Here is a 12,210-nt window from a genome sequence, read left to right on the forward strand (position 1 = left end):
GCCTTGGCCCAACGTCTGGTCCAAGGGCAAGTACCGGTCGAATTAGCTGATTTTCGAGTCTTGGAACTTGATATGATGTCGGTCTTGGCAGGCACGCGTTTTCGCGGGGACTTTGAAGAACGCATGAATAATATCATTGCTGAAATCGAAGCTGATGCTCACATTATTCTTTTTGTAGATGAGCTGCATACCATTATGGGATCTGGTTCCGGCATGGATTCGACCTTGGATGCGGCTAATATCTTAAAACCAGCCTTGGCTCGTGGCACTCTCCACATGGTGGGGGCGACAACGCAAGATGAATACCAAAAACATATCGAAAAAGACGCAGCCTTGTCGCGTCGCTTTGCCAAGGTTCTCATCGAAGAACCAACGACAACAGAAGCGCTCGCCATCCTACAAGGTCTTAAAGAAGGCTATGAGCGTTTCCACCATGTTCAGATTACAGATGGGGCTTTAGAGGCGGCTGTTTCAGGGGCTAAGCGTTATTTGACCAGCAAAAACTTGCCAGATTCTGCCATTGATCTGATTGATGAGGCGGCTTCAAAAGTGCAAAATCAGCAAACAGTAGCGGGCCATGGTTTTTTGACTGATTTGGATCAGGCTATCCTAGACCAAAATGTTCGAAAGGCCAATCAGACCCTTAAGCAATTGGCCGCGACAGAAGAAGCTGAAAACCGTCACCAGGTGACAGAGCAGGTTGTTTTAGAGACTCTCAGTCAGTTGTCAGGTATTCCTGTCGCTAAGATGACCAAGAGCGAAGCCAAGAAATACCTCCGCTTAGAAGAAGACTTGCACAAGCGTGTGATTGGTCAGGATGCCGCCATTTCAGCGGTTAGCCGAGCTATCCGTCGCAATCAATCAGGCATTCGCACAGGAAAACGCCCAATTGGTTCCTTTATGTTCTTAGGGCCGACGGGTGTCGGAAAGACAGAATTGGCCAAGGCCCTAGCCGAGTTGCTCTTTGATGACGAGTCTGCTTTGATTCGTTTTGATATGTCCGAGTATATGGAGAAATTTGCAGCTAGCCGTCTCAACGGTGCCCCTCCAGGCTATGTTGGGTATGATGAGGGGGGTGAACTGACGGAAAAGGTTCGCAATCGTCCCTACTCAGTTTTACTCTTTGATGAAATTGAAAAAGCCCATCCGGATACCTTTAACTTGCTCTTGCAGGTACTGGATGATGGTGTCTTAACGGACAGCCGTGGTCGTCAAGTTGATTTTTCAAATACCATTATCATCATGACGTCTAATCTGGGTGCGACAGCGCTGAGAGATGATAAAACAGTTGGTTTTGGTGCTCAAGCCCTGGTGCATGACCATGAGGCTATGCAAAAGCGGATTTTGGAAGAGTTAAAACGCCATTATCGGCCTGAATTTATCAACCGGATTGATGAGAAAGTGGTCTTCCATAGTCTGACCGACACGGACATGAAGGCAGTTGTCAAATTGATGGTTAAACCGCTGATTGCGCATTTGGCTGAGCAAGGCAAGACCTTGAAAATCAGTGCCCAAGCGCTGGATCATTTGGCAAAAGAAGGTTATGACCCTGAGATGGGGGCTCGCCCACTCCGTCGGACCCTTCAAACCGCTCTTGAAGACCCCTTGGCTGAATGGATTCTCTCCGACGACTTTAAAGCAGGGGATACCCTAAAAGTTGGTCTGAAAAAGAAGCGTTTGCATTTTGAAAAAGCTCAATAACAAAGAAACAGTGTAGGCTATCTCATGAGTTGATGTGACGATTAACTTGTGAGTGGCTAGGCTGTTTTTTTGTGTTTTCCTTCCAGCTAGGGGAAGTTAGCCAAATGGACAGCTTTATGATAAAATAGTACAGATATCATAGAAGAGGAATGCTGATGTTTAGACGAAAACGTAAAGCACAAGTGCCAGAACTTGGACAGATTCCAGGTCATGTGGCGATTATCATGGATGGCAATGGCCGTTGGGCGAAAAAACGCTTGCAACCGAGAGTCATGGGACATAAGGCGGGAATGGATGCCTTGCAGAAGGTGACCATTGCTGCCTCGGATTTAGGTGTGAAAGTGGTGACGGTCTATGCTTTTTCAACAGAAAATTGGAGCCGTCCAAAGGATGAAATTTCTTTCATCATGCAACTGCCTGTTGACTTTTTTAATACCTATGTGCCCAAACTTCATGAAAACAATGTTCGTGTGGAAATGATTGGAGACCGAGCGCCTCTGCCACAGGCTACCTTAGATGCCCTCGACCGCGCGCGTGAGTTGACCAAGGAGAACACGGGTCTGATTTTGAACTTTGCGCTTAATTATGGTGGCCGAGACGACATCACCAGGGCTGTCCAACAGATTGTAGCTGAGGGGCTTGCTCCTGAGGCTATCACTGCCCAGACGGTTCAAGAACATCTGATGACCGCGCAATTACCAGCGGACTTGCAGGACCCCGATTTGGTTATTCGAACGAGCGGAGAATTTCGCTTGAGTAATTTTCTCTTATGGCAATCAGCCTACAGCGAATTTTACATCACAGATACCTTGTGGCCTGATTTCGGGGCAGAGGAATTGCGGACGGCCATCGCCTCTTTTGGCCAGCGGGACCGTCGCTTTGGTGGACTAAAATAAGGAGATACCATGCAAAAACGTGTTATTTTTGGGGGCATCGCCCTCTTAATTTTCTTACCTTTTCTCATTTTTGGCGGTCTGCCCTTCCATCTTTTTGTGGGGGTATTGGCCATGATAGGGGTTAGTGAGCTCTTGAAGATGCGCCAACTCGAAGTTTTCTCACTCGAAGGGGTTTTAACCCTATTGGCAGCCTTTGTTTTGTCTTTGCCCCTAGGGTCTTATTTTAGCTTTTTACCCTTGGAGGCCAACCTGATTGCCTTTGCGCTCTTTGTTTTTGCGCTCTTAGCAGGTACAGTCTTTAATCATAGCCGTTATTCTATCGAAGAGGCGAGTTTTCCGATTGCGGCGAGTTTTTATGTGGGTATCGGCTTTCATTACCTGAATATCGGCCGTGATGCTGGTTTAGATAAAGTGCTGTTTGCCCTCTTCTTAGTCTGGGCAACTGACATCGGGGCCTATATGGTAGGTCGCCGGATTGGAAAGACCCCTCTTTTACCTGCAGTGTCGCCCAATAAGACGGTAGAAGGCAGTATCGGTGGCCTTGTGAGTGCTCTCTTGGTTTCCTTTGTCTTTATGCTCATAGATGCTCCGGTTTATAGCCCGCACAACTTCATTGTTATGTTAGTGTTGGTAGTCATCTTCAGTGCGATAGCGCAATTTGGTGATTTGGTTGAGAGTGCCTACAAGCGTCATTTTGGGGTCAAAGATTCCGGAAAGCTTATTCCCGGACATGGCGGTATATTGGACCGTTTTGATAGCTTGCTTTTTGTCTTTCCACTCATGTACCTTTTTGGTCTTTTCTAGGCAAAGAAAGAAGGTGCTGTTGTGTTTGTAAGAATACTTGCTTTTATCATTGTTTTTGGCCTGATTGTCATTGTGCATGAATTTGGCCATTTCTATTTTGCCCGTCGTTCAGGTATCTTAGTGCGTGAATTCTCAATTGGGATGGGCCCGAAATTATTTGCCCATATCGGTCGTGATGGGGTGAGTTATACGATTCGGATGCTCCCCTTGGGGGGCTATGTTCGGATGGCGGGCTGGGGTGAAGACACGACTGAAATACGTCCCGGTTCCCCCGTCACTTTGACCCTGGGGCCCTCTGGTCAAGTCACCCGCATTAATCTCACTGACCATCAGGATGATGTAACGGCCCTTCCTATGCGCGTGACCAGCTATGATTTAGAGGATGCTCTCACCATCACTGGGTTGGTCGGTGAAGAGAGCCGTAGCTTTGTAGTAGACCATGATGCAACCATTGTCGAAGAGGATGGTACGGAGATTCGTATCGCCCCTAAAGATGTGCAATTTCAGAATGCTTCCTTACTGGGACGCTTGTTGACCAACTTTGCAGGACCGCTCAATAATTTTATCCTTGGGATTGTCTTGTGTCTGGCTGTTATTTTGATGCAAGGTGGGGCGCAAGATGCCTCTACCAATGCCATTCAAGTCCAGTCAGGTGGCGCGGCAGCCCAAGCTGGCTTAGTATCGGGTGACCGTATTTTGGCGGTCAATCAGACAGCGACATCAAACTGGGAAGAAATTGCTCAGGCTGTGTCAAAAGCGACCAGCGACCATAAGACAGCCCCTAGTCTGACCGTAAGTTATGCCCACCAAGGCAAAACCCATGAGGTTGCCATTACCCCCAAAAAAGTCAGTGGAAATTACCTTTTGGGAATTTCAGTTGGTCTTAAAACGGGCTTTTGGGATAAGCTGACGGGCAGTTTTACCATGGCATGGGACTCAGCCTTTAGCATTTTAAATGCGCTGAAAAATTTGGTGTTACACCCTAGCCTCAATAAGTTGGGCGGGCCAGTTGCCATGTACCAAATGATTGGACAAGCAGCTGATTCGGGGCTGATTGCTTTACTATCCTTTACAGCCATGTTGTCGCTCAACCTTGGAATTTTCAATTTATTACCGATTCCAGCTTTAGATGGCGGTAAGATTTTGCTTAACCTCATCGAAGCGGTACGTCGTAAGCCTTTGCGACAAGAAACTGAAACCATTGTTACCTTAGTTGGAGTGGCCCTCATGGTCATTCTGATGGTAGCAGTTACCTGGAACGATATTGTTCGGGCCTTTATGAATTAAAACGGAGAATCAAGTCATGAAACAAAGTCATATGCTCATCCCAACCTTACGGGAAATGCCATCAGACGCACAGGTTATTAGCCATGCGCTCATGTTACGTGCCGGTTATGTCCGCCAAGTTTCAGCAGGTATTTATGCTTATCTGCCCTTGGCCAACCGTGTATTAGAAAAAATTAAAACCATTTTACGCGAAGAGTTTGAAAAGATTGGGGCGGTTGAATTGTTGGCCCCTGCTCTTTTAACAGCTGACCTTTGGAAAGAATCAGGACGTTATGAAACTTACGGGGAAGACCTCTTCAAGTTGAAAAATCGTGATGGCTCTGATTTTATCTTGGGACCAACGCATGAAGAAACCATGACAGCTTTGGTGCGGGATTCTGTTAAATCTTATAAACAGCTCCCCCTCAATCTTTACCAAATTCAGTCGAAGTATCGCGATGAAAAGCGCCCGCGCAATGGCCTGTTGCGGACCCGTGAGTTCATCATGAAAGACGGCTATACCTTCCATGCCAACTATGAGGACTTGGACCGTGCATACGAAGACTACCGCCGTGCTTATGAACGCATTTTCACACGTTTTGGTCTTGATTTCAAAGCTATCATCGGAGATGGTGGTGCGATGGGTGGTAAGGACAGCCAAGAATTTATGGCGATTACACCCGACCGAACAGACCTTAACCATTGGGTAGTATTGGATAAATCGATTAACTCTTTGGATGAAGTGCCAGAAGAGGTTAAAGAAGCGATTCGTGAGGAACTGAGTGCTTGGCTGATTTCGGGAGAAGATACCATAGCTTATTCAGACGCCTCTGACTACGCGGCAAACCTTGAAATGGCGACCAATGCCTTTAAGGAAAGCACTGCCGTATTTGTGGAAGAAGAGGTGCAGAAAGTCGCAACGCCTGATTGTAAAACGATTGATGAAGTCTGTGCTTTTCTAGATTTGCCAGAAGAACAAAGCATCAAGACCCTAGTCTTTATGGCAGATGGCGAACCTGTTGTTGCGTTACTTGTTGGCAATGACCAAGTCAATGATGTGAAATTGAAGAACTTCTTGGGAGCTGACTTCCTGGAAGTAGCCAGTGAAGACGAGGCCAAAGCTGTCTTTGGTGCGCATTTTGGGTCGCTAGGTCCGGTTGGTTTACCAGAAGACCTGCGTATCATCGCTGACCGCAAGATTCAAAATGTTCACAACGCTGTGGTTGGTGCCAATGAAGATGGCTATCATTTGACTGGGGTAAATCATGGCCGTGATTTCCAAGCGGAATTTGTTGATATTCGCGAAGTCAAAGAAGGCGAAGAAGCCCCAGATGGTGTCGGAAGACTCAAATTTGCCCGTGGTATCGAAATTGGCCATATCTTTAAACTGGGAACCCGTTACTCTGAAAGCATGGGGGCGGATGTCTTGGATGAAAATGGTCGGGCGATACCGATTATCATGGGTTCTTATGGTATCGGTGTCAGTCGTATTTTGTCCGCCGTTATGGAACAACATGCCCGTATTTTTGTAAACAAAACGCCTAAAGGCCAATTCCGTTTTGCTTGGGGGGTGAATTTCCCTGAGGAGTTGGCACCATTTGATGTCCATGTCATCACGGTCAATACCAAGGATGACGTGTCAAATGACTTAACCGCACAAATCGAAGCCGACTTGGTGGCTGCTGGTTATCAGGTTCTTGTGGATGACCGCAACGAACGTGTCGGTTCCAAGTTCTCTGACAGCGACCTGATTGGTTTGCCTGTGCGCGTGACCATTGGTAAAAAAGCTGGTGAAGGCATTGTCGAAGTTAAAATCAAAGCGACTGGTGATACGATTGAGGTAAATGCTGAAAACTTAGTTGAAACCTTGAAAATTCTAAACACTAGCGAAGAATAAGAAAGTCGATAACCGCCGTTTGGCTAAACTGATGTTTAGGAATCAGCCTAGCCTAGCGGTGGTTTTTGTAAAAGAAGAAAGGGATCATCAGTCGATATGTCAAGAGACTATTATATTAAGCTGAGTCAAGAAGTAGTAGACAATCTCCACTTAGCCTCGGACAGTACGATTTTGGGTCAGCTGGAGGACAACCGTCTGATTTTATTGGGGAAGGACCATAAAAAGCGTTGGCAGGTCTCCAACAACTGGCTCATGTTTTTATCAGTAGTGCTTGCACTTATTTTTACCGCTTTTGTTAGTTTACAGGGCAATCCCCAAGTTTCTTTAACAGGTCGCGATTCCATTTCATCCCTTGTGATTGGGCTGTCAGGTCCTGCTATCATTGTGCTCTTTGCTTGGACCCTGATTAAAAATCGCCAGTTGTTTCAGGCCGAACATTCTCGGCGTTTATTTTGGCGGAACTTTCCTGTTGTGGTTTTAGCAGTCGGGGTCATTTTTGAAAGTATTCTAATTGGATTTTTCTGGATGTTAGAACAATTTTTCTCGGGAGCGAGTTTTGACATTTTCACCTCTACCCTGATTTTTGGGATTTTAACCTACTTTCTCGCCTCAGCGGCCAGTCTTTTTGCGTCGCTTTTTAAGGCAAGGTGGCTGACTTATTTCTTTACTCTGGTGATTATCATTGGTGTCACTGTGGCTATGGTAACCAATAAAAATGCCAAGTGGTGGCAGCATAACCTAAGTTTTTTGGGAACCAATCAGGCGCACGGCCCCTGGGCCTTTAATTTAACCTTGATTTTATCAGCCTTGATTTTTATCGCCTTGATTGATTACCTCTTTGCGACCCTACGGCAACTTCAAGGACCCAACTTCAAGCACACCATCTGCAGGATTCTCTTGTCGCTTTTAGGGCTTGACTTGGGCCTAGTGGGGTATTTTCCAAACGACCCAGCCTTTCATCGTCTGCACAATGAATTTGCAGGGCAACTGATTATCGTGGTCTTGCTTTTAATTGTGACCATTCGCTTTCTCATGCCCGAGCTTGGCAAAGAATTCTACTGGACCTCTTATATCGTCGGAGCTGTTCTCTTGGGCCTTGAAGTAGCCTTTCAAATCATCCATTACCTGTCACTGACGGCCTTTGAACTGACGGCCTTTGTCCTTGCTTTTGCTTGGCTCATGCTCTTGCTCAACCGCATACAAGCTCAAATCTATCCAGAAAAAGACCAGGTTTTATTGGTGAAAACCATTAAGCAGGGAGAATTTTTTTCAGATACCAAGTGCTAACTAAAAAGGAAATTGTAGCCCCTAGACAAGACTGTGATAGTGGGCGATTCTCCGAAGCTCTGCCCATAAAGGAGCACAAATCCTGACACGTAAAAAGCAAAACTTGCCACCAGCAAAAAGGCCTGAAACCGAGGGGGTTCAAGCGTTTGGAAATTTTTGAGACCTTAGGTACGAAGTGAAGGTAGGGCACCTGTCAGAAGTTGCTAGCGCGCATCTCTCCCCTAAAAGATGTCCTTTAAAGATTTTGTTTTCAATCAAATCAGAGAAGTTAATGTGTGGTTAACTTCTCTTTTTAGTTGCCTTGAGGCCAATTGAGATGGACATGTTGGGTCATCTCCTGATAAGCCCTGTTGATACGTTCTTGTGTAGCGAGGTCAATATGTTGACCTTCCTTTCCACCTCTGATAAAGTCATCTAAAATCCAGGTATGGTAAGGGTAGAGAGGGTAGCTTGCTAGTGGTTTATCAAGAGAAATGGTCCCCTCAAAATCTCCGATAACCAAATCCGCTTGATCAAACCAAGCTTTCACATAGGTGAAATTTTCTGAAAAATCATAGCTTCCATTGCTTTGTATAGCGCTCCTATACAAGCCATCATGGTAGAGGGGGTCACCATGGCACATAATCCGTGCTCTTTGCTTGTGACTGTGCAAAGACGAGTGACCAGCCCCTTCGCTCCTTGGCGTCGCATGGAGCTCTTGGCGATTAAAGGCCAAAAGGAGTCCTAGTGCGAGGACAAAGAAGAAAATAAATGGGAATCCCTGTCTAGTCGAAAATTGCTGTTTTTGTATCCTATAACCTCCCAACCTCTCCTTATTTCTACATTAGCGAAAAGGTTTCAAAAATTAAATACCAGGTAATAAACTACATAAATAATACAAAATGTGATGGTAAAATCTAACAGTGCTTTCAAAGTAAAACATGTTTATTTTTTTAAAAAAATAAAAGAAAACGCTTGAATTCCAACATGAAAACGCTATAATAAAGCTGGAGGTTGTTCTATATAAAAATGAACGTTGGAGCTTAAACGGCTTGATTTAAAGAAAAACCAAGTCGCCTGCTCAGATTATTGACATAACTAACAACTCTTTTTAGATGCTTAATGGGGGACAAGATGATGAGAAAATACGCAACACATGAAAAACAACGCTTCTCTATTCGTAAGTATGCCTCTGGAGCTGCTTCAGTTCTGATTGCTACGGCATGTCTTTTTGCGACCGGACAGGTTGAGGCTGATGAAGTTATTGCTACAAATTCTATAGAGCCTCAAGCGAGTGCTCAAGGTTTAGTGACTGAGGAAACCAGCCAGGAAGTTGTCGAAAGTCAGACAGAAAGTGACGCTTCGCAAGCTGAAGAGGGGCGAGAAGAAACCAGCGCTTCTAAAGTAGATACAGTCAATGACGCTAGAGGAAGGAGTGCATCTGACTCCGAGCAAGATGGGCAAAGGGAAGAATTAGTAGCTGACTCGACTGATCAACAACCTTCCGACAGTGTTACCCAAACCAGCGATAATACAGATGAGTCCATAGAAGTCGCAGACGATCAAGCTAAAGAGGCTGCCATTCAGGAAGAAAAACGGCAAGCTGGACAAGCACCAGCGGTTGCAGAGACCAGAGCTACTCGCAGTGTCAGTGATGTCCCTGCGGTTTCTGGTCAATTAGTGATTGAAAACCAAACCAATGATGGTTTTGACGTTTTTGTGCGAGACTTGCAAGATACTAATGGTATCCTTGCTGTTAAACTGCCTGTTTGGACAGCTAAGTCTGGTCAAGATGATTTGGTCTGGTATGATGCTGCTCGGCAAAATAATGGGGACTACAAGGTGACTGTGACTAAAAGCCGTCACAAGAATGAATCAGGGCGCTATTATGTCCATCTCTACTATGTCGAACCAGGTGACAAACTGGTCGGGGTTGCTACGACTGAAACAACCCTAGCAGGCCAAACAGATAACCGTAAACAGCTAGAAAAGTCTGGATACTATACCTTTGAAGAAGAAGTTGAAGTCAAAAATCAAGCCCTGATAGCTGCACCAACAGAGTTTCATTTCAATGCTGGTGAAAAAATTTACTATGACCGTGTCTTGGAAACCGATGGTTACCAATGGATTAGTTATGTTTCTTATAGTCGCACACGGCGGTATATTCCGTTAGCACCTTTGCCACAAGCAGTAGCGCAACCGCAATCAGATAGCCAACGGACTGGCAGTCTGGCCTTTAGTGATCAGGAAAACGGTAATTTCCGGGTGGTAGTGACCAATGTCTCAGACAATAAGGGCATTCGCCAAGTCAAGGTACCCGTTTGGACTGCTGTCGACGGTCAAGATGATGTGATTTGGTATGATGCCGTTCGTCAAAACGATGGGAGTTACACAGTTGATGTGCAACGTGACAAGCATAAAGGCGTTTACGGCCTTTATCATGCCCACCTCTACTATGTCGAAGGGGATGGTCGCTTAGTTGGTGTAGCCACAGCGGTTCATACCACCAAAGCGCCTCAAGGTGTCCAATCCGGTCAGTTAGCTATCAGCAAGCAAACAAGCAGCGGTTTCACGGTGACTGTCAGTCATATTCAAGCGCCTTATGCAATTAGTGAGGTTTTGGTTCCAGTATGGAGTGCTAGTGGTGGTCAAGACGATATCACCTGGTATCGGGCAAGTCGCCAAAATGATGGCAATTACCAAGTGACCGTCAATGTAGCCAACCATACATACAGTTCAGGGGTTTACCATGTGCATTTGTATTACAAGGCGGACAATGGGCAAGTCTATGGGGTGGCTGGCACACAAGTCAACCTAGGTCAAGTTAACCAGCCAACGACTTCTCTACCAAGCTCTGGCCGTTATACGCTTAACAAGCGAGTAGAAGTAAGAAATCAAGGCAACCTCTCAGCCCCAGTTGTGTTTAGCTTGAATGCAGGAGATAGTATCCTCTATGACCGCCAGTTTGTCGCTGAAGGACGGCAATGGCTTAGCTATGTTTCCTATAGTGGTACGCGACGTTACCTTGCGCTCTAAAAAAAATCGGTTAGCTTGTCTAACCGATTTTTGGATTTGCTCTAAGACACCCATTGACATAGAGCCATCAAACAGTAGGCCCCAGTCATAAAGGGAACAAAGGGGATGAGACGGCTCTTTTGTTTGTAGTAATAGGCATAGGCAATGGCTATTAGACTAGCGAGTTGAATCAGTAAGAGTAACTGCATCAAACTCAGGTTCAATGAAAGGGTCGCTAAAAAGAGAAAATCCCCATTGCCCATACCAAAGGGCCGAAAGGTCGCAAATAAGCCTAACGCTAATAGTATCCAGGTGCCTACCGTTGGCTTAGCAGACATCAATAGGGGCAGGGTTAAAAAAATCCATATGACAAGTGGGTATTGCCGAGACTTGATGTCAAAAAGGCCTAGCAGGACGCCCATGATGGCCAGCCAGAGAGTTGTTCCCGATAAAATGTCAACACTCCAAAGCCCAAAAAGACAGGCGCAAAGTATTTCAACGAGCAGGTAGCGCAAGGCAAAAGGTGCCCTACAATAAAAACAGCGACTTTTAAGCAGGGTCTGTGAGACAATGGGAACGAGTTGCCAAGCGGCTAGCCGACGCTGACAGGCCCCACAGTGGCTGGCAGGTCCGATGATGGATTGGTCAGGAAAGCGGTCGGCAACGAGTCCGAGAAAGGAGCCAAGACAGGCACCAAGAGAAAATAAGATTAAGGTTTTCATACTTCTTTATTCGAAAAGAATTTGTTAAATGTGCCCAGATTTTCAAAAGAAAAAAGGAAGCCTTTTGCCTCATGCTTCAGGGGGAATTGTGCTATAATAAGGTGTAGCAAAAATGAAGGGAGTTATTATCATGGTTGCTAATCCTACAGTATCTAATCTTTACAAAAACGAAGAATTACCAAAAACAAAAGCCGTTTTAAACCAATCCGTAGCTGATTTGTCAAAAGCTTACTCTATCATTCACCAAGTTCACTGGTATATGCGTGGACGTGGTTTCCTTTACTTGCATCCAAAAATGGATGAGTACATGGACACTTTGAATGGTTTCTTAGACGAAATCAGCGAACGTTTGATTACTATCGGTGGTGCCCCTTACTCAACTTTGAAAGAGTTTGATGACAATTCACAATTAGTTGAAGAACCAGGGTCTTATGATTTAAGCATGGAAGACCGCATCGAACGTCTGATTGGTGTCTATGCCTACTTGTCAGAGCTTTTCCAAAAAGGTTTGGATGACACGGCCTCTGAAGGGGATGATGTCTCAAACGATATTTTTGTCCAAGCCAAAGCTGATGCTGACAAAAACTTGTGGATGCTTAAAGCAGAAGCAAACCGAGGCGCAAGAGACTAATTTTAAAGAAAA

General features: G+C 45.6%; 9 protein-coding genes and 1 pseudogene. 8 read left to right on the forward strand and 2 right to left on the reverse strand.

The features are described 5' to 3' along the window. From STRDD12_RS00835 to STRDD12_RS00860, 6 genes are all read left to right on the forward strand, one after another. Positions 1-1,701, forward strand: a 1,701-nt coding sequence (locus STRDD12_RS00835) for an ATP-dependent Clp protease ATP-binding subunit (protein WP_082753027.1), incomplete at its 5' end; no start/stop codon positions are given. A gap of 149 nt (positions 1,702-1,850) precedes the next feature. Then, a complete protein-coding gene (locus STRDD12_RS00840; RefSeq protein ID WP_156471423.1) occupies positions 1,851-2,597 on the forward strand; it encodes an isoprenyl transferase in 747 nt (248 codons plus the stop codon). Positions 2,598-2,606: 9 nt separating this feature from the next. After that, positions 2,607-3,401, forward strand: coding sequence for a phosphatidate cytidylyltransferase (locus tag STRDD12_RS00845; RefSeq protein WP_066914027.1), 795 nt, complete (start codon positions 2,607-2,609; stop codon positions 3,399-3,401). Positions 3,402-3,422: 21 nt separating this feature from the next. Next, positions 3,423-4,688, forward strand: coding sequence for an RIP metalloprotease RseP (gene rseP / locus STRDD12_RS00850; protein ID WP_066914028.1), 1,266 nt, complete (start codon positions 3,423-3,425; stop codon positions 4,686-4,688). A gap of 16 nt (positions 4,689-4,704) precedes the next feature. Further along, a complete protein-coding gene (locus STRDD12_RS00855; RefSeq protein WP_197456641.1) occupies positions 4,705-6,564 on the forward strand; it encodes a proline--tRNA ligase in 1,860 nt (619 codons plus the stop codon). A 96-nt stretch (positions 6,565-6,660) separates the two neighbouring features. Further along, positions 6,661-7,851, forward strand: a complete 1,191-nt coding sequence (locus tag STRDD12_RS00860; protein WP_066914029.1) for a DUF998 domain-containing protein — start codon at positions 6,661-6,663, stop codon at positions 7,849-7,851. A gap of 292 nt (positions 7,852-8,143) precedes the next feature. Here the strand turns inward: STRDD12_RS00860 and STRDD12_RS08390 are convergent. After that, positions 8,144-8,488: pseudogene (locus tag STRDD12_RS08390) on the reverse strand (CapA family protein); the annotation flags it as partial. Between the two features lie 476 nt (positions 8,489-8,964). On the opposite strand from STRDD12_RS08390, the gene STRDD12_RS00870 reads away from it, so the two are divergent. Next, positions 8,965-10,866 (forward strand): GBS Bsp-like repeat-containing protein, encoded by a 1,902-nt coding sequence (locus tag STRDD12_RS00870; RefSeq protein ID WP_066914035.1) that lies wholly within the window; start codon positions 8,965-8,967, stop codon positions 10,864-10,866. A gap of 41 nt (positions 10,867-10,907) precedes the next feature. Here the strand turns inward: STRDD12_RS00870 and STRDD12_RS00875 are convergent, their stop codons facing one another. Then, the gene (locus STRDD12_RS00875; RefSeq protein WP_066914043.1) at positions 10,908-11,567 is read right to left on the reverse strand and encodes an A24 family peptidase; all 660 of its coding nucleotides are present in this window, start codon (positions 11,565-11,567) and stop codon (positions 10,908-10,910) included. Between the two features lie 130 nt (positions 11,568-11,697). Between STRDD12_RS00875 and STRDD12_RS00880 the strand changes: the two genes are divergently transcribed. Beyond that, entirely contained in the window at positions 11,698-12,198 is a 501-nt protein-coding gene (locus STRDD12_RS00880) for a Dps family protein (protein ID WP_066916166.1), read from the forward strand. Positions 12,199-12,210: the final 12 nt, after the last annotated feature.

The organism is Streptococcus sp. DD12 (assembly GCF_001578885.1).
In the GTDB taxonomy this organism is placed as follows: domain Bacteria; phylum Bacillota; class Bacilli; order Lactobacillales; family Streptococcaceae; genus Streptococcus.